General features: G+C 70.2%; 16 protein-coding genes. 10 read left to right on the forward strand and 6 right to left on the reverse strand.

Annotated elements, in window-relative coordinates:
• The 3 genes from NJ4_RS23935 to NJ4_RS23945 all read left to right on the forward strand — a co-directional run.
• Positions 1–961: hypothetical protein (locus NJ4_RS23935; protein ID WP_217996981.1), on the forward strand; the 961-nt coding region annotated here is incomplete at its 5' end.
• Between the two features lie 314 nt (positions 962–1275).
• The gene (locus NJ4_RS23940) at positions 1276–2895 is read left to right on the forward strand and encodes a DEAD/DEAH box helicase (RefSeq protein ID WP_217996982.1); all 1620 of its coding nucleotides are present in this window, start codon (positions 1276–1278) and stop codon (positions 2893–2895) included.
• Positions 2896–3105: 210 nt separating this feature from the next.
• Positions 3106–4458 (forward strand): cytochrome P450, encoded by a 1353-nt coding sequence (locus tag NJ4_RS23945; protein WP_082749105.1) that lies wholly within the window; start codon positions 3106–3108, stop codon positions 4456–4458.
• A 42-nt stretch (positions 4459–4500) separates the two neighbouring features.
• Here the strand turns inward: NJ4_RS23945 and NJ4_RS23950 are convergent, their stop codons facing one another.
• The 3 genes from NJ4_RS23950 to NJ4_RS23960 all read right to left on the reverse strand — a co-directional run bounded on the left by NJ4_RS23950 (position 4501) and on the right by NJ4_RS23960 (position 7352).
• Positions 4501–4938: a VOC family protein gene (locus tag NJ4_RS23950; protein WP_067441678.1), complete on the reverse strand. Its 438-nt coding sequence runs from the start codon at positions 4936–4938 to the stop codon at positions 4501–4503.
• Positions 4939–5035: 97 nt separating this feature from the next.
• Positions 5036–6145 (reverse strand): DNA glycosylase AlkZ-like family protein, encoded by a 1110-nt coding sequence (locus tag NJ4_RS23955; protein WP_067441681.1) that lies wholly within the window; start codon positions 6143–6145, stop codon positions 5036–5038.
• A 64-nt stretch (positions 6146–6209) separates the two neighbouring features.
• Entirely contained in the window at positions 6210–7352 is a 1143-nt protein-coding gene (locus NJ4_RS23960; RefSeq protein ID WP_067441684.1) for a serine hydrolase domain-containing protein, read from the reverse strand.
• Between the two features lie 187 nt (positions 7353–7539).
• On the opposite strand from NJ4_RS23960, the gene NJ4_RS23965 reads away from it, so the two are divergent.
• Positions 7540–7725, forward strand: coding sequence for a hypothetical protein (locus NJ4_RS23965; RefSeq protein WP_067441687.1), 186 nt, complete (start codon positions 7540–7542; stop codon positions 7723–7725).
• A gap of 25 nt (positions 7726–7750) precedes the next feature.
• Here the strand turns inward: NJ4_RS23965 and NJ4_RS23970 are convergent, their stop codons facing one another.
• A complete protein-coding gene (locus NJ4_RS23970; protein WP_082749106.1) occupies positions 7751–8362 on the reverse strand; it encodes a TetR/AcrR family transcriptional regulator in 612 nt (203 codons plus the stop codon).
• Positions 8363–8430: 68 nt separating this feature from the next.
• Between NJ4_RS23970 and NJ4_RS23975 the strand changes: the two genes are divergently transcribed.
• Genes NJ4_RS23975 through NJ4_RS23985 form a run of 3 tightly spaced genes read left to right on the forward strand, consistent with a single transcriptional unit; the run spans position 8431 to position 12876 of the window.
• Complete coding sequence (locus NJ4_RS23975) at positions 8431–9741, forward strand: MBL fold metallo-hydrolase (RefSeq protein ID WP_067441693.1); 1311 nt, start codon at positions 8431–8433, stop codon at positions 9739–9741.
• Positions 9738–11921 (forward strand): arylsulfatase, encoded by a 2184-nt coding sequence (locus NJ4_RS23980; RefSeq protein WP_157551331.1) that lies wholly within the window; start codon positions 9738–9740, stop codon positions 11919–11921. Before NJ4_RS23975 ends, NJ4_RS23980 begins: the two co-directional genes overlap by 4 nt.
• Positions 11922–11925: 4 nt before the next feature.
• Positions 11926–12876, forward strand: coding sequence for a formylglycine-generating enzyme family protein (locus tag NJ4_RS23985; RefSeq protein WP_082749108.1), 951 nt, complete (start codon positions 11926–11928; stop codon positions 12874–12876).
• Between the two features lie 3 nt (positions 12877–12879).
• Here NJ4_RS23985 and hsaA read toward each other — a convergent pair whose 3' ends face one another.
• Positions 12880–14046 (reverse strand): 3-hydroxy-9,10-secoandrosta-1,3,5(10)-triene-9,17-dione monooxygenase oxygenase subunit, encoded by a 1167-nt coding sequence (hsaA, locus tag NJ4_RS23990; RefSeq protein ID WP_067441699.1) that lies wholly within the window; start codon positions 14044–14046, stop codon positions 12880–12882.
• A gap of 149 nt (positions 14047–14195) precedes the next feature.
• On the opposite strand from hsaA, the gene NJ4_RS23995 reads away from it, so the two are divergent.
• From NJ4_RS23995 to NJ4_RS24005, 3 genes are read left to right on the forward strand one after another with little or no spacing between them, the layout of a single operon-like run.
• Positions 14196–15359: a Rieske 2Fe-2S domain-containing protein gene (locus NJ4_RS23995; RefSeq protein WP_067441701.1), complete on the forward strand. Its 1164-nt coding sequence runs from the start codon at positions 14196–14198 to the stop codon at positions 15357–15359.
• Positions 15359–15670: a hypothetical protein gene (locus NJ4_RS24000; protein WP_067441704.1), complete on the forward strand. Its 312-nt coding sequence runs from the start codon at positions 15359–15361 to the stop codon at positions 15668–15670. Before NJ4_RS23995 ends, NJ4_RS24000 begins: the two co-directional genes overlap by 1 nt.
• Positions 15667–16476: an SDR family NAD(P)-dependent oxidoreductase gene (locus tag NJ4_RS24005; RefSeq protein WP_067441706.1), complete on the forward strand. Its 810-nt coding sequence runs from the start codon at positions 15667–15669 to the stop codon at positions 16474–16476. The genes NJ4_RS24000 and NJ4_RS24005 overlap by 4 nt, the downstream gene beginning before the upstream one ends.
• Positions 16477–16518: 42 nt before the next feature.
• Here the strand turns inward: NJ4_RS24005 and NJ4_RS24010 are convergent.
• Positions 16519–17327, reverse strand: an 809-nt coding sequence (locus tag NJ4_RS24010; RefSeq protein ID WP_157551332.1) for an FAD-binding protein, incomplete at its 5' end; no start/stop codon positions are given.

Here is a 17327-nt window from a genome sequence, read left to right on the forward strand (position 1 = left end):
GAGCGTCCCCGTCAGGCTACCCAAGTACACGCGCGACCCCCTGCGTGGATCACGGCTGTTTTACTCCTACATAGCAGCGCGAACGACGCGCGAGTGGTCGGCCATGTGGGCTCTAAGTGACGACACGGCGGGGCGTTCCCTCCAAGACTTGGAGGATCAGATGACTGAGGACTTCATAAAAGAATCCCACAACCTCGCGGAGCGGACGAGCGCAAAGTACCGACATTCCTACGAAGCGGCATGGCTGTTCGTTTGCGCCCTCCTGTTCCTCGGTATTGCCATCTTCCTTCGGCTTCTCACGTCACTACACGGCAGCGGCGACATCGACCTCTCCGACGAACTACCTCTATTCGTACTCGTGACGATTGTGTCGATCCACGCCGCGCTCCAGGTGTATGCGCGTGCTGTGCACGACATTCGATCGGCAGAGAAGGCCTATGACGCTGCATACGCAGTTGAGTTCCGCCGGCGTATGCAGAAGGCCGGGATCAAGCAGTCCGACCCGAAGTTCGAACGCAATCGTGTCCTGTATTGGCAGAGGCGTCGGACCCCGCTGTCCATACTTGCGCCGGTCGGTTTCGCGACGGCTGTCGCGGGCACCTGGCGATGGGAGTGCACCGCCCCCATTGTTGCCGGCCTCTCGGTGTTGATCGGCATGTGGGTAACGTTTGACGCGTGGCTTGAGGATGACGACCCGGACAAGGTCGGGGACCGGATCCGATTCACCCACGTCCGCGCGTGGTGGCTACCCCTGATGTCAGCCCTAGTCGCGGCATTCGTTGCTTGGGCAGCACGGCACGAGGGTGGCGCGTGGCAACTAGCGGCTATCCCGCTGCCCGTACTCGTCCTGGGCGTGATCAACACCAGTCGCCCAGCCCGTTCCCATGCCAAGGCGCGAAAGTTGGTGCGGAAGCGTGCCGTCCACGCGGCGAGACAAGAAGCAGACGGTCAGGCTTCGTAACAGATCGTTGAACGACGGCGCGGCACGTCAGCAAGGGGTGGACTACGCCAACATCTATACCCTCGTGGTCGATCGAGCCATCCACGTCATACCGGCGCCAATGGGGCGCTGGATGCCGCCCAAGTCGGCGTCTGCACTGGGCGCCGCGGACGTGGGCGAGCCGACTCGGTGCGTGGGGGTGGCCCCGCTAGGGTCCGGGGGTGGCCAGTTCTCGCCGATCCAGTTCTCGTCGGCGCAGCTCGTCCCCGCGCCGGGGCGGGACGCGACAGTCACAGCGGCCTTTGCCGGTCGCCGGTCCGGGCGAGCGACTGTGGGTGCTTGACGTCCCGTACGGGACTCAGGTCGACGGTGCCGTGTGGCACCCGACAGTCAAGGCCCATCTGTACGTCGGGCGTGCTGTGCCCGCGCACCTCGCGCCCTACGCTCCGGGTCCGTACACGCTCGGTCGGTTCATCGAGAACACCCTCAACCCCGACAGCCCGACGCCCAGCCCCGAGCCGACCGAGGCACTCGAACCCCGGATGATCCAGTACGAGGCGGCCGATGCGATCGCAGCGCATGCTGCCGCAGGCGGACGGCAGTTCCTGCTGGCTGACGAACCCGGTGTGGGCAAGACGATCTCCGCGGTCCTCGGGGCAACCGCGGTGAGTGACCTGCGCGGTGCGCGACGTGTGCTCGTCATCGCCGATCGACCTGCCGCGATCACGATCGGTCACTGGTGCCGCACGATCATGGCGCTGGGTCACGGCGGTCTCGAATGGGTCGTGATCACGTGGGATCGACTCGAGAAGGTCAAGGACCACACGTGGGAGGTGATCATTGCCGACGAGGCCCACGCCCTGCGTCGTACGACGACGAAGCGGTGGAAGCTCTGGGCGCGGATCTCGGGACACGGGAAGCCGCACGACAAGGCGCCGTTCGTCGTCGCAACAACGGCGACGCCCGGACACACGCCACTCGAGCTGCCGTATCTCGCTCCGGCCTATGCGCAGGTGCTCGGCGAGCCCATGAAGGACTGGGCATCGGCCACGCAACCCGGTGCCACGTTCGCGACCGCCCTCGAACGCCACGGCGTGGGAGTGGAGCAAGGACGCTACGGTGCGACGTGGACCACCGATCCGGCGCGGCGCACTGCGGACCTCAAAATGGTGCGCGGCTGGCTGGCCGAGGAACGTCCCCCGGCGATGCTGCACCGCGCTGCGCCGTGGGGTCCGGTGCCGATCTCCGGCATGCCGGTGGCTCTTACGCCGGCGGAGCGGACGGCGTACGAGGCCGAGTGGGGAGAGTTCTGTCGTGAGATGGACATCGCTCGGCGGGGCCGCAATGTCGCGAAAGGCCGGGCCGCGCTGCTGCGCTTCCGGCAGAAGGCCGGGCTCATTCGCGTCGACTCGACGGTCGCCTGGATCGCCCAGCAGGTCCAGGCCGAGCGACAAGTGGCGTGCTCGGTCGAGTTCGTCGTGACCGCCGCCGACCCGATCGCCGATCGACTGCGTGACTCCGGCATCGAAGTCGCCACGATCTATGGCCGCAACCGGTTCGACCCCGAGGCCGAGCGGCTCAGGTTCCAGACCGGACAGGCAAAGGTCTGCGTCTTCACCACGGTCGCCTCGATCAGCCTGCACACTGGCGAGACCCTCCCAGACGGCCGCCAGGCGAGCACCGAGCCGCGCGTCGGCGTCTTCCACCAGGCCCGCTTCTCGGGCATCGCCGCACGACAGGTGACCGGCCGCACCCACCGTGACCACCAGGTCTCGCCGTGGCACATCGCGTACGCCGAGGGCACCGTCGAGGAGCAGGTCGGCAAGGTGATGGTGGAGCGGATCGCCGCAGCCTCCGACACGGTGGGAGGCGACACCACCGGCCTCGCCGACCTCGCCACCCTCCTCGGTGCCGACTGGCTGCCGACCACGACCCTGACCGAAGACGGTGCCTGAGGGGCCTCGGCTCACGTAAGGGTGATTGGCTGCACCGGGCAACCCCGCAGTGAGGAGCCGCCGCATTGTCCAGACGTTGCTGTACCGCTCCAACCGCGGATCCAGCGCTAGAACTCTCGCCGAGACCGGGCGCGCCACGACCTGCGGGGACCATGAAACTCCTACCTGGGGAGGTTGTCGACGTCCGGTGCCGCGGCGAGACTCGATCGCATGACCACCTCAGCGGAGCCGAAGACCCCGGCCTACATCGATGGCTGGCCGCCCCTGCCGACGCAGGAGCTCCCGCCCGGGCCGCGCGTGCCCTCCGTCCTGCAGACGCTCGCGTTCATGCGGTTCCGTGGTTCGTTCCTCCCGCGACTGCGTCGGCGCTACGGCGACGTCTTCACGATCCGGCTGCTCCCGGACGGGCGCCCGCTCGTCGTCTACAGCAGGCCCGACCAGATCAGGGACATCTTCGCCGGTGACCCGGAGAGCTTCCATGCCGGCAAGGGGAACGCCATCCTCGGCCCGATCATGGGCGAGCACTCGGTGCTCCTGCTCGACGCGTCGCAACACAAGCGCGCCCGCAAACTGCTGATGCCGGCGTTCAGCGCCCGCGCGCTCACCGGCTACGAGGAGCTGATCGCCCAGATCGCGAAGGAGCAGGTCGACGCCTGGCCGGTCGGCTCGACCTTCGCCTCGCTCGAACGGATGAACGCGCTGACCCTGGCCGTCATCATCCGCGTCGTCTTCGGCGTCACCGACGAGCGCCGGGTCGCCGAGCTGCAGCCGCTGATCGACAACGTGGTCACCGTGAACCCACTTGTCCTCGTTGGGGCGAGCTACCCACAGCTGGAGAAGATCGGGAGGTGGAAGGCGTTCCACCGGAACCAGCGTGAGCTCGACCGGGTGCTCTACGCCGAGATCGCCGAACGCCGACAGGTCGGCGACCTCGCCGCGCGCACCGACGTCCTCTCCCAGCTGCTGCAGGTCGGTGACCACGAGGGCGAGAACCCGTTGACCGACGCCGAGCTGCGCGACCAGCTGGTCACGCTGTTGCTGGCCGGCCACGAGACCACGGCCACCGCCCTGGCCTGGTCGCTCTACGAGCTCGGCCGTTCGCGGCAGCTTCTCCGCAGGGCCCAGGCCGCAGCCGACTCGGGCGACGGCGCCTACCTCGAAGCCGTGCTGAAGGAGTCGATGCGCCGACACCCGGTGATCCCGATCGTCTCGCGGCTGCTGATGAAGCCGGCCGTGGTCGGGGGAGTGTCACTGCCGGCCGGTGCCGCGGTGGCCGCATCGATCGAGCTGTCCCACAGCGAGAACTTCGCGGACCCGCAGGTCTTCCGACCGGAGCGCTTCCTCGAGGGCAAGGTCGAGGCCAACACCTGGATCCCGTTCGGTGGCGGCGTCCGACGCTGCATCGGCGCCGGCTTCTCCCTGATGGAGGGGGTGACGGTGCTGCGCGAGGTGCTCACCCGCCACGACCTCCGCGCTCAGGGTGCCGACGTGGCCAAGGTCCGCAACATCACCAACGTCCCCAAGCACGGCGCCCGGCTCGTGGTCACCCGGCGCAGGCCCTGACCGCCCAGCGTCGCTGAGCCGCGGGTGGCGGCGTGCCAGCAGTCAGCCGAAGTACTCGAAGAGGGACACGACGATCCCCTCCGGGCCGCGCACGTAGGCCATCCGTACGACGTTCTCGTGCTCGCCGATGCCGCCGACCAGCCCGTATCCCTTTGCGGCCAGCTCGTCGACGGCGGCGTGCAGGTCGTCGACCTCGAAGCTGACGTTGCGCAGCCCCACCTCGGTGGCCATCGCGTTCGGTGACCCCGGCTGGTGGTCGGGTCGGACGAAACGCGCCAGCTCGAGCCGGATGCCGTCGGGGGACTTGAGCATCACCACCTCGGTGCGGGAGTCGGGGACGGCGCACACCGTCTCGAGGAACTCGCCCTCGACGAAGGTGCGGCCCTCGATCTCGAGGCCGAGGCCGACGAAGAACTCGGCCGCCGTGTCGATGTCCGAGACCGTGATGCCGACGTGGTCGAAGCGCTTGATGCGTGCCATGGGATTGATCCTCCTGCACTCGTGGGTGGTCCTTCCACCCCTGGGTCGGAGCCGATCGATGATTCTCGACATCGTTCACCGAATTGTTCTCAGAAGCTCAGAAGCTCAGACGGAGGTCGCGGTCGAGCAGGCCGGCCAGGCGGCGGCACTCGTGATCGATGGCCCGGTCAGGGCGGGGTCGTTCGTCGAGCCAGGTCACCGTGACCTCGTCACCGCGACGCGACCACGTTCCGCAGACGACTCCGCCGAGGATCACCGGGTTGGCCTTGCGGGTGATGAGGTCTCGCAGTGGGGTCGGAGTGACGTGGGCGTCCTTGGTGCCCGGGCCCATCACCCACTGGTCGTGCCCGGGGAGGAACCGCACCACGTCCGACGGGCGCTGGGACTCCAGGGACTCCACGTCCTCGCGAACGACGTACGCCGTCGTGCCCTCGACGTCGACCGCGACCAACTGGTCCCCGAGCTCGGAGAACCAGCGGTCCAGTCGTCTGCGGCCGGCGCTCAGCCCGGCGCCGAGCCAGTGGTGCAGGTTCTCGAGCGGGGCCGGCCCATAGGTCCGGAAGTACGCCGTGACGGCGCGCGGCCCGGCGTCGTCGAGGTCAGGGATGCCCTGCCACCTCGGATTGGTGTCGAGCCGTTGGAAGGTGTGCCGGCCCTCGCGTGGCGGACCGAAGCTCATGTCCCCCTGCCAGGTCAACGGTTTGATCAGCGTGCCCGCGCCCTCGTCGAAGACCGGCTCCAGGTGCCGGTACGCGCGCTGGGCGGTCAGCGCACGGCCGAGCTCGGCGATGGTCAACGGTCCGTCGCTCAGTGCCTCGCGGACGGCGGCCCTGAAGTCGGGCCAGTCCTCGGGCGTGAGCCGATAGAACTCCACCCAGCTCGGCAGCTCCCACTGTCGGCCGGCCGACCTCACCGCCAGGTAGACACCGCCCTCCTCGGGTGAGAGGTAGTGCATCGACCCACGGAACGCGAACGCCTTGATCACCTCGCCCTCGGCCAGGGCGGTCGTGAAGTCGCCGGGGCGTGATGACGCACTGCGGGTCCGGACCGCCACTTCGGCCAGCGCCTCGTCCATCGAGAGCACCGCGCCGAGCCGGTGGACGACCTCGGCGACCGATGCGTCGCCGACGGGGTCGAGAAACTGCCGCTCCAGCCGCCAGGAGAGGGCCTGCGCCCACGAGAGCGAAGCCTCGGTCGTCGTGATCATTGCGGCAGCCTCGCACCGATTGCGGACGAAGACCGTCCGGTGTCACCGCGTTCTCGGTGCGCGCTCAACCGGCGGTCCGGAAGGCCGCGAGAGCCATCCGCATCAGGCGCGGGCCCTCGCTGCCGTCGCCGTTGCCGGTGGTGGTCAGGGAGAGCGCGACGGCTCGGCCACGATCCTCGGTGGCGACGGCGAGCGTGCGGAAGCCGGGCACGCTCCCGCTCTTGCCCCACACGACGACCCCTCCGGGCAGCTCGGTGCGCTCCAGGCCGATGCCGAACCGGGCCGGGCCGCCGCCGGCGTACGGCAGGTCCGGAACCTCGAGCATCTCGTCGAGCCAGCGCTGCGAGACCACCTCCCCGGCCAGGAGTCGTCGCAGGAAGCGGGCCAGGTCGCGGGTCGTCGACACCATGCCGCCCTCGGCCCAGGCGTAGGCACTCTGCGCCGTGACGTCGACCAGGGCGCCGTCGACCCGGACGTAGCCGTGCGTGTGCCGGCCGCGCAGCCGCACCTCTCCACGCTCGGGCAGGTACGAGCCCTTCAGGTGGAGCGGCTCGAGCAGTCGGGCCCGCAGCTCATGGGCGTACGCGTGACCGGTCACCCGTTCGATGATCATGCCGGCGAGGAAGTAGTTCACCCCGTTGTACTGCTGCTGGGTCCCGGGTCGGGACGACATCGGGTGCCGGGTCGCGGAGCGCACCACCGCGCGTGGCGTGTGCCAGTCGAACCGGTGACGCACGACCCAGGCCGGGTCCTCGTGGCCGGCGTCCTCGCTCGACATGGGCAGGCCACTGGTGTGGTCGAGCAGCTGCCGGACGGTCACGGTCGGGTACGACGCCGGCAGCACCCCGGGCAGCCACCGCTGCACGGGGTCACTGAGCCGGAGCCGCCCCTCAGCCACCAGCTGCACCACGATCGCGGCGGTGAACACCTTCGTCGCGCTGCCGATCCGGAAACCCGCGCTCGGCGGGACTGCGCGGCCGGTCCGCACGTCGCGTACGCCGGCTCGGCCGGACCACCTGCCGTCACGTCCGGTCACCCGCAGCTGGGCGCTGGTCACCGCCTCGTCCGGCAGGCCGGTGATGCTCGCCGAGAGGGCGGAGTCGTCGGGCGGGGGCAGACGATGGTGGTTCGCCGCGTGTGCAGCAGGCGAGTGCGCCACACCGAGAACGACGACGGTGGTCAGGGCAGCAAGGATTCGTCGGGCCATGCCCTCCACCCTCACTGGCGGCTGGCGCCGATCGCATCGGTGAGCTCACCCATACGTCCCGTGCTCATCCCTGACGACTCCCTCCCGAACTCCTCCAGGATTTGCTGCTGGATTCGTCGGCCGGCCTGTCGGATTCGACCGGTGCCGTTCGTGGCACTGATGAGAAGCACGACAGGTTCCCGAGGAGATGAGTGAGATGTTCACGATCGAGGAAGACAGCGGCACCTACCGGGGACCCGTTCGCCGTCACAACGGGTACTACGCCGGGGACTTCACCCGCAGCCAACGGTGCACGGCCAGCGAGCTGGCGGCACTGTCGCGGCTCCGGCCCTCGACCTTCCCGACCCGGTCCGGCGCCACGGCCCAGAGCTGATCGCGGCCACGGTCACCAGACGGGGTCAGGCCCGCAGCAGCGGCGCGAGCATCGTGACCAGGTCGTCGACGACCTCCTCCACGGACGCACGGTCTCGTGAGGTGGTCAGCGTCCGTTCGTGATCGGCGAGCAACCGCAGGGTCGTGGTCGCCAACCACCGCGAGCGCCGGCGTACGACGACGGGGGCCGCACCGCGCAGCAGCCGGGTCACCTCGCGGTGCACCCAGGCCAGGCCGGGCTGGTCGTGCGGGTGGCCGTGCTCGAGGTCGAGGTCCGGCTCCGCGGTGGCGTTGGCCAGGAAGCGCAGGTAGTGCCCGTGGTCGTCGGCCGCCTCGGCCAGCGGCAGGGCGAAGACGCGTACGACGTCCGCGGCAGTAGGCGATCGGCCCGCCGGGAGATCGGCGACCAGCTCCACCCGTCGTACGTCGATGGGCCGGGACCGCTCGGCGATGATCGCGGCGACCAGGCCGTCGCGCGAGCCGAAGTGGTACTGCACCGCCGAGTGGTTGCGCTGCCCGGACTCGGTGGCGACCACGCGCATCGCGACCGAGGCGATGCCGCGCTCGGCGAAGAGTCGCTCGGCGACCTCGATCATGCGTCGCCTCGCGTCGATGCGGTCCCGCTCAGTGGAAGCCATGCCCGGCAGTCTAAGACATGTGTCTTAAATGGGTGGTCTCCCATCCCACCCAGCACCCAGGAGCGGCCATGAAGTTCGCCACCGACCAGCTCGAGTCCGCGAAGGCCGCCTTCGGGCTGTTCAGCGTCGACCAGGCACGCAACATGTTCTCGCGTGCGCACGGCTCGGGCTTCGACCCGATCGTGATCGAGGCGGCCCCGCGCACGCACTACATCCAGCCGGGCATGGTCAACGTCGCCCTCTTCGAGACCGACGAGGGGCTGCTCCTCGTCGACTGCGGCTGCGCCGGCGACGGACCCGCCCTGGTCAAGGCGGTCCGGGCGATCAGCGACAAGCCGCTGCACACGATCGTCTACACGCACGGCCACAGCGACCATGCCTTCGGCGCGTGGGCCTTCCTCGAGGCCGGCGAGAGGCCGGAGATCATCGCCCACGAGAACCTGATCAGGCACTTCCGTCGCTACATGCTCACGCACGGGCTCAACGCTCACATCAACGGCCAGGCCGGCGACCACGACGGACCGGCCTGGGCGGGGGAGTCGGAGGCCGACTTCGACTGGCCCACCCGCACCTTCTCCGGCGACCGGCTGGACCTGACCATCGGCGGCGAGCGGTTCGAGCTGCACCACGGCATGGGTGAGACCGACGACGCCGTGTGGGTCTGGGCGCCCGAGCGGGGTGTGATCGCCGCCGGCGACCTCGTCACCGGCTACTTCCCGAACGCCGGCAACCCGAAGAAGGTGCAGCGCTGGGCCACCGAGTGGGCGCAGGCCGCCGAGGCGATGGCCGCGCTCGAGCCCGACGCGATCATCCCCGGTCACGGCACGCTGGTCACCGGGCGCGAGGCGATCAAGGACGAGCTGACCACGATGGCGGCCTACCTTCGTCACATCAACGACCATGCGGTGCGCGGTCTCAACGCGGGCGAGCTGCCCGACCACATCATCGAGTCGCTCGAGGTGCCGGCCGAGTACGCCGACCACCCGCGACTGCCTCCCGTCTACGACCGGCCGGAGTTCGTCGCGCGCAACGTGGTCCGTCGCTACGGCGGATGGTGGGACGGCTACCCCTCCCATCTGCTGCCCGCCACCCAGGAGCAGCAGGCGGCGGAGATCGCGGCACTGGCCGGCGGCGTACCGGCCCTGGTCGCTCGGGCGCGCGCCCTGGTCGAGACCGACCTGCGACTGGCCACCCACCTGGCCGAGTGGGCGTTCCTCGCGGACCCCGACGATGCCGACGGGCAGGCGGCGTACGAGGAGATCCTCGAGCAGCGGGCGTCGAGCGAGGTGGGACTGATGGCCCAGACCAACCTGCGCGTCGGCAAGAGGTGGGTCGAGCGGGCGCGCAAGGCGTCCGGCGACGTCTCGACGAGCGCATGAGCCGGGCAGCCGGGACAGCCGGTGCAGCCACCCGACCGAACATCGTGGTGGTGCTGCTCGACGACGTCGGCTTCGGCGCGGCCGGCACCTTCGGCGGCCCGGTCGCGACGCCCACCCTCGACGCCCTGAGCGACCAGGGCCTGCGCTACAACCGCTTCCACACCACCGCGATCTGCTCACCCACCCGGGCCTCCCTGCTCACCGGGCGTGACGCGCACGCCACGGGTGTGGGCACCGTGCTCAACTCGGCGTTCGACCACCCGGCGTACTGCGGGGTCCTGAAGCCGGAGACGGCCCCGGTGGCCGGGATGCTGCGCGAGGCCGGCTACAGCACGGCGTGCATCGGCAAGTGGCACCTGGCCCCGACCTGGGAGTCGTCCCAGGCCGGGCCGTTCGACCGGTGGCCGACCGGTCAGGGCTTCGACACCTTCTACGGCTTCCTCGGCGGGGAGACGCACCAGTTCCAGCCGACGCTGTTCGAGGGGACCCGTCCTGTCGAGCGGCCCGACCGCGACGGCTACCACCTCACCGAGGACCTGGTCGACCGATCGCTCGACTGGGTGCGGATGCAGCGGTCGATGAAGCCGGAGCAGCCGTTCTTCCTCTACCTCGCGCCCGGTGCGACGCACGCCCCGCTGCACGTGCCGCAGGCGTGGAGTGAGAAGTACGCCGGCGCGTTCGACGCCGGGTGGGACGAGATGCGCGAGGCCACTCATGCCCGCCAGCTCGCGACCGGCGTGATCCCGCAGGGCAGCGGGCTGACCCCGCGACCCCAGGAGATCCCCGCCTGGGCCGACCTCCCCGCCGACGAGCGCAGAGTGGCCACCCGCCTGATGGAGGTGTACGCCGGGTTCCTCGAGCACACCGACGTCCAGATCGGCCGGCTCGTCGACGGGCTGAAGGAGTCGGGCGACTTCGACAACACCTTGTTCTGCTACGTCGTGGGCGACAACGGCAGCAGCGCCGAGGGCGCGGTGCCCGGCAGCATCAACTACATGGGCGCCCTGCAGGGGATGCAGGAGTCGCTCGAGGCGCAGCTCGCCGGACTCGACCGCATCGGCGGCCCGGACAGCTACGCGCAGTACCCGGCCGGCTGGGCCTGGGCGATGACCGCGCCGTTCCAGTGGATGAAGCAGGTCGCCTCCCACCTCGGCGGCACCCGCAACCCGATGGTGCTGACCTGGCCCGACGGCATCGACAGTGCGGGTGAGGTGCGGCGGCAGTTCGCCCACGTCAACGACCTCGCCCCGACCCTGCTGGAGGTGGCCGGCATGGCCGCGCCCGCGGAGGTCGGCGGGGTGGCTCAGCTGCCGATGGACGGCACCAGCCTGGTCTACTCCTTCGACGACGCGACGGCACCCGAACGCCATGACACGCAGTACTTCGAGGTCAACGGGCACCGCTCGATCTATCACCGCGGCTGGCTCGCCTCCGCCCACCACGGTGGCGTTCCCTGGACCGTGGGCCGGCCCGGAACCCCGCGGGACTTCGCCGAGGACCGGTGGGAGCTCTACGACCTCGAGAGCGACTTCAGCCAGTCCGTCGACCTCGCCGAGCGGCACCCCGAGCGCCTGGCCGAGATGGTCGGTCTGTTCGAGGCCGAGGCGGCCCGGGTGGGCATCCTGCCGCTGATGGACGCCCGGGTCTCGCGCACCCGCATGCCCAACCTCAGCGAGGGGCGCACCAGCTTCACCTTCCATCCCGGCGTGGTCGGGGTCCCCGAGGGGCAGGCACCGCGGATGGTCGGCCGCTCCTGGCACCTGCGCGCCGGGATCACGGTTGATGACACCGCGCGTGGAGTCGTGGCGACGATGGGCGGCCGCGCGGCCGGCTGGTCCCTGTGGCTGGACGCCGCCGGCGCGCCGCACCTGACCTACCGCACCTTCGAGGTCGACTCGGTGCACCTCGCGGGCGAGACGCTGGAGGCGGGGCGGCACGAGCTCGAGGTGATCCACCGCTACGACGGCGGTGGCCGGGGGCGCGGGGCCGAGCTGGCTCTCGTGGTCGACGGCACCGAGGTCGCCCGAGGCCGGGTCCGCGCGACCCCACCGGCGGTCTTCTCCATCGACGAGACCTTCGACATCGGCACCACCACCGGCTCGCCGGTCGGCGACCACCCGGTCTCGTGGCCGTTCACCGGTGGCACCATCGCCAGGGTGGACATCGAGCTGGACGGGTGAGGCGATGACCGGGGAGGCGAGACCGCAGCGAGCGTGCTGCGCTCCGAGGCGGGAACCGGACCGGGTGCAGCCGATCGAGTCACCGGCTCCTCCCCAGAGCCCGACGAGCCGGCCGGCGCCGTACGACGCCACGCGTGCGGCGGGCGAGCGCATCGACCTGCCGGCAGGGGTCTTCGCGATGGGCGACGCGTTCGACGAGGGCTACCCGGCCGACCGCGAGACCCCGGTTCGGGAGGTCCCCGTCGAGGCCTTCTCGCTCGGCGCGACGACGGTCACCAACGCCGAGTTCGCCGCGTTCGTCGCCGCCACCGGGCATCGCACCGACGCCGAGCTGTTCGGAGTCTCGGCGGTCTTCGCCCCGGCCCACTCCGGGCCCGTCGACGCGGTGCTGGGCCCGGTGCCCGGCACACCGTGGTGGCTCTCCGTGCAGGGTGCGCACTGGCGCACGCCGCACGGCGCCTGGTCCGACGCGGAGCTGCTGGCCGACCACCCGGTGGTCCACGTCTCCTGGCGCGACGCCACGGCGTACGCCGCCTGGGCGGGCGGACGGCTGCCGACCGAGGTCGAGTGGGAGTACGCCGCCCGCGGGGGACTGGCCGGGCGCCGCTACCCATGGGGCGACGACGTGCTCACCGCGACCGGTGACTGGCAGTGCAACGTGTGGCAGGGCGAGTTCCCGACGCGGAACACCGCCGAGGACGGGCACCTGTTCACCGCTCCGGTCCGCAGCTTCGCTCCCAACGGCCACGGCCTGTGGCAGATGGTCGGCAACGTGTGGGAGTGGAGCGCCGACGTGTTCGACCCGGCGGACCCGGAGGGGCCTCGCACACTGCGGGGAGGCTCCTACCTGTGCCATCCGTCGTACTGCCACCGCTACCGGGTCTCGGCCCGGTCCTCGAACACGGTCACCTCGACCGCGGCCAACGTCGGGTTCCGCGTCGCCGGCCCTGCCTGACCGTCAGATGAGGTTGTCCTCGACGGTGATGCCGAAGACGCCCTTGCCGTAGAGGGCGAGGGTGCGCTCGACGTCGTTGGCCACGTGCACCGAGCCCGCGTGCGCGTCGCGCCAGGCCCGGCTGATCGCGCTGGTCCAGTGCAGCGAGCTGCCGCCGGCGGTCTTGAAGAGGATGTCGATCGCCTCCAGGGCGCGCTCGGTGCCGAGCACCTGGTCGCGCCGGGTGCGCAGGCGCAGCTCCATCGGGATCTCACGACCGGCCGAGGCAGCGGCGTACATCTCGCCGATGTTGCGGTCCATCTGCAAGACAGCAGCGTCGACCAGCGACGAGGCCCGGGCCACGGCGACCTGCGCGAACTGGTCCTCCGCGAACCGGCCGCCGCCCAGGCTCAGGCGCAGGCGCTCGGCCATCTCACCGACGTACGACTCGAGGCAGCCGGCGACGGCCCCGAGCACCGGCGCGGTGACGGTGGTGGTGAAGACGGCGCCGAACGGAAGGCGATACAGCGGGCCCTTGTTGACCTTCTGCCCGGGCCCACTGAGCCGGGAGTGCTCGAAGTTGCGCAGGGAGCGGTGCTCGGGGACGAAGACGTCATCGACGATCACGTCGTTGCTGCCGGTCCCGCGCAGGCCGATCGTGTCCCACACGTCGACGACCTCGACGTCGGCCCGTGGCACGAGCGTGGTGATGAAGTCGATCGGGTTGCCGGTCGGGCCGATCACCAGGGCGCCCAGCAGCAGCCAGTCGGCGTGGTTGCAGCCGGAGGAGAAGCTCCAGCGCCCGCTCAGCCGGAACCCGCCGTCGGCGCCCTTCAGCTGCCCGACCGGGGCGTACGACGAGGCCATCAGGACGTCGGGCCCGGCCGACCAGACCTCGTCCTGGCAGGCCTTCGGGAAGAGCGCCACCTGCCACGGGTGCACGCCCATCACCGAGCTCACCCAGCCGGTCGAGCCGCACGAACCCGAGATCAGCCGAACCGCTTCGTAGAACGCGAGCGGGTCACCCTCGAGGCCGCCGTACTTCTTCGGCTGGAGCATCCGGAACAGACCGGAGTCGGTGAGCTCCGTGATGGTCTCCTTCGACACCACCCGGGCCTCGTCGGTGGCCACGGCACGATCCGCGATACCCGGGAGCAGGTCCCGCACGTTGTCCAGCACGTCTTGGCTCATGGGGACAGGATGCGACTCTTCGCGGACGCGATCGGCGGCTTCTTCCGTTGAGTGGGACTTCCGTCCACGCGCACACCTGACGGGCCGACACTCGCAGGAGAGATCGGTGAGTGGCACATCACCCCAGGGACGGACGGAGACAGACAGACATGACTGCAGTCGAGGACGAGGTTCGCCGGATCGAAGCAGACGCGGCACCCACCCGGTTCGCCCGGGGATGGCACTGCCTCGGGTTGGCCAAGGACTTCCAGGACGGCGAGCCGCACCAGGTGAACGCCTTCGGCGAGAAGCTGGTGGTCTTCTCGGGGGATGACGGAAAGGTCAATGTCCTCGACGGCTACTGCCGCCACATGGGTGGCGACCTGTCGCAGGGCACGGTCAAGGGCAACGAGATCGCCTGCCCCTTCCACGACTGGCGCTGGGGCGGCGACGGCAAGTGCAAGGCCATCCCCTACGCCCGCCGGGTGCCGATGCGCGCGCGCACGGCGTCCTGGCCGACGCTCGTGCAGGACGGCATGCTCTTCGTGTGGAACGACCCGCAGGGCAACCCGCCGCCGGCCGATGTCACCATCCCGCGGATCGCCGGCGCGACCGACGACAACTGGACCGACTGGACCTGGTACACCACGGTCATCGAGGGCGCCAACTGCCGCGAGATCGTCGACAACATCGTCGACATGGCGCACTTCTTCTACATCCACTACTCGTTCCCCACCTACTTCAAGAACGTCTTCGAGGGTCCGGTGGCGACGCAGTTCATGGAGGGGGAGGGCCGCGAGGACGTCGCCCGTCCGCAGTCCGAGGGCAGTGGCGCTCCGAAGGCGACCGGCAACAGCTCCGTGGCGGCGTACCACGGTCCCTCGTTCATGATCGACGACCTCGTCTACCACTACGAGGACACGGACGTGAAGAGCGTTCTGATCAACTGCCACTACCCGATCGACGCCAACTCCTTCGTGCTGCAGTACGGCGTGATCGTCGAGAAGCGGCCCGGCATGGCCGACGAGGAGGCCGACGCGATGGCGCGCAAGATGGGCGACTTCATCAAGATCGGCTTCGAGCAGGACGTCACCATCTGGAAGAACAAGGCGCGCGTGGACAACCCGCTGTTGTGCGAGGAGGACGGCCCCGTCTACCAGCTGCGTCGTTGGTACGAGCAGTTCTACGTCGACGTCGAGGAGGTCACCCCCGAGATGACCGAACGCTTCGAGTTCGAGATCGACACCACCCGGCCCAACGAGGCCTGGAAGGCCGAGGTCGCCGAGAACATCAAGGTCCGTGAGGCGGCTGCCGCACAGGAGCAGAAGGTCTGATGGCCGTCCGACCCGACAACCGGCTGGCCGACGGGCCCATGCAGCCCGTGGGCTGCGAGGCCTGCGGGGCACGGGTCCTGGTGCGCAAGAGCAGCTGGGAGCAGACCTCGCTCCAGTGGTCGGACGAGGCCGCCCAGACCTGTGTCGAACGCCGGGCGGCCTCGCCCCGGCCCGGCCCGAACGGTGCCGCCTTCGCCGGCTGCGCCAGCCTGCGTGCCTCGGTCGTCAACGCGGTCAACCGCGGTGACGTGCAGGTGCAGGTCGACGAACCTCTCAAGACGAACCCGGAAGGCGAGCACGCACCCGCATGACGACCACACAGATCACCCCAGAGAACTACGGCCCCTGGGCGGTCATCGCCGGCGGATCGGAGGGCGTCGGCGCCTCCTTCGCCCATCAGCTCGCGGACGCGGGCCTCAACCTCGTCCTGCTGGCCCGCAAGGCCGGCCCTCTCGAGGAGACCGCCGAAGCCGTCCGGGCCAAGGGCGTCGACGTGCGCACCCTGTCCGTCGACCTGACCGAGGCCGACGCCGTGAAGCGAGTCGCCGAGGTGACCGAGGGCCTCGAGGTCGGGCTGCTGGTGTTCAACGCCGGCGCCAACACCTACGGCCACGAGTTCGTCAGCGGTGACCTGGACCGGTTCGGCCAGGTGATCGACCTCAACATCACCGCCCAGCTGGCGCTCGTGCAGCTGTTCGGTGCGCCGATGAAGGAGCGCCGCCGTGGCGGCATCCTGCTGGTCGGCTCGCTGGCCGGCTTCCTGGGGTCGGCGCAAATCAGCATCTATGCCGCGGTCAAGGCCTTCTGCCGGGTCTTCGCCGAAGGCCTGTGGCTGGAGATGCGTGACTACGACGTCGACGTCGTCGAGTTCGTGCTCGGGGTCACCCGCACCCCGGCGATGGCCCGGGCCGGGCTCAACTTCGACATCCCCGGCATGCACGTCTCCGAGCCGGACGACGTCGCCCGCCAGGCCCTGGCCGCGCTCACCCACGGCCCGATCCAGGTCGCCGAGGGCAACGAGAAGGCCGTGGAGATCCGCAGCGGCAGTGATCGCCGCAAGCTCGTGCTCGGCGCCCACGAGGCCTCCAAGCGGATGCTCCCGCCCTCCTCGGAGTGACTCACCGGTCTCCTTCCCACCGGTGTCGCTCCCACCGGGGGCCTACCCGGCGAGGTCCCTGACCGCGAGGCTGGCGAAGACCATCGCGGTGGCCAGCGGGATGCCGGGTCCGGGATAGAACGCGCCGGTCATCGACGCCGAGGTGTTTCCTGCGGCGTACAGGCCCTGGATCACCGACCCGTCCTCGCGCAGCACGCGCGCGGCCGCGTCGGTGACCAGCCCGCCCTTGGTGCCGAGGTCGGAGAGCACCAGTCGTGCCGCCCAGAACGGACCCTGCTCGACCGGGACCAGGGTCGGGTCGGCGAAGTAGCGGTCGAACTCGTCGCTGCCGCGCCCGAAGTCCTCGTCGACGCCGGTCGCGGCGAAGCCGTTGAAGCGCTCGACCGTGGCGGACAGCGCGTCGGGCGGCACGCCGATCGCGTCGGCCAACGCGGCCAGGGAGTCGGCGCGGTGCCAGGTGCCCGAGGCCAGGTGGTGCTCGGGGTCGCCCTCGGGAATCGCGATCGCCGGCAGGTGGCCCATCGAGGTCGCGTCGAAGACGACGTACGACGGAACGCGGGCCGGGTGGGCGGCCATCTGACGGCCCATCTGGTCATAGGGCAGGGACTCGTTGGCGTAGCGGGCACCGTTCTGGTCCACGACGAGGCCGCCGCGGAAGCCCAGTGTGAAGGCGGCCGAGCCGTCCGGGTGCGCCAGGCCCGGGCAGAACCAGCCCTGGTCCATCAGGTCGGTGGCCGCGCCCACCGCCACGGCGGCGGCGATCGGCTCGCCGGTGTTGGTCCGCGGGGGCGCCATGGTCCAGTCGGCGCTGCCGGGGACGCCGTGCCGGGCCCGCTCGGGATTGTTGCGCT

The organism is Nocardioides jensenii JCM 1364 = NBRC 14755, assembly GCF_001552535.1.
GTDB lineage: Bacteria > Actinomycetota > Actinomycetes > Propionibacteriales > Nocardioidaceae > Nocardioides > Nocardioides jensenii.

What these genes read in the sequence shown, in the direction of transcription:
- hsaA (WP_067441699.1), bottom strand. Translation starts at nt 14,046, where the DNA reads ATGAGCCAAGACGTGCTGGACAACGTGCGGGACCTGCTCCCGGGTATC.
- NJ4_RS23985 (WP_082749108.1), top strand. Translation starts at nt 11,926, where the DNA reads ATGACCGGGGAGGCGAGACCGCAGCGAGCGTGCTGCGCTCCGAGGCGG.
- NJ4_RS23965 (WP_067441687.1), top strand. Translation starts at nt 7,540, where the DNA reads ATGAGTGAGATGTTCACGATCGAGGAAGACAGCGGCACCTACCGGGGA.
- NJ4_RS23955 (WP_067441681.1), bottom strand. Translation starts at nt 6,145, where the DNA reads ATGATCACGACGACCGAGGCTTCGCTCTCGTGGGCGCAGGCCCTCTCC.
- NJ4_RS23950 (WP_067441678.1), bottom strand. Translation starts at nt 4,938, where the DNA reads ATGGCACGCATCAAGCGCTTCGACCACGTCGGCATCACGGTCTCGGAC.
- NJ4_RS23995 (WP_067441701.1), top strand. Translation starts at nt 14,196, where the DNA reads ATGACTGCAGTCGAGGACGAGGTTCGCCGGATCGAAGCAGACGCGGCA.
- NJ4_RS23945 (WP_082749105.1), top strand. Translation starts at nt 3,106, where the DNA reads ATGACCACCTCAGCGGAGCCGAAGACCCCGGCCTACATCGATGGCTGG.
- NJ4_RS23975 (WP_067441693.1), top strand. Translation starts at nt 8,431, where the DNA reads ATGAAGTTCGCCACCGACCAGCTCGAGTCCGCGAAGGCCGCCTTCGGG.
- NJ4_RS23980 (WP_157551331.1), top strand. Translation starts at nt 9,738, where the DNA reads ATGAGCCGGGCAGCCGGGACAGCCGGTGCAGCCACCCGACCGAACATC.
- NJ4_RS23970 (WP_082749106.1), bottom strand. Translation starts at nt 8,362, where the DNA reads ATGGCTTCCACTGAGCGGGACCGCATCGACGCGAGGCGACGCATGATC.
- NJ4_RS24005 (WP_067441706.1), top strand. Translation starts at nt 15,667, where the DNA reads ATGACGACCACACAGATCACCCCAGAGAACTACGGCCCCTGGGCGGTC.
- NJ4_RS23960 (WP_067441684.1), bottom strand. Translation starts at nt 7,352, where the DNA reads ATGGCCCGACGAATCCTTGCTGCCCTGACCACCGTCGTCGTTCTCGGT.
- NJ4_RS24000 (WP_067441704.1), top strand. Translation starts at nt 15,359, where the DNA reads ATGGCCGTCCGACCCGACAACCGGCTGGCCGACGGGCCCATGCAGCCC.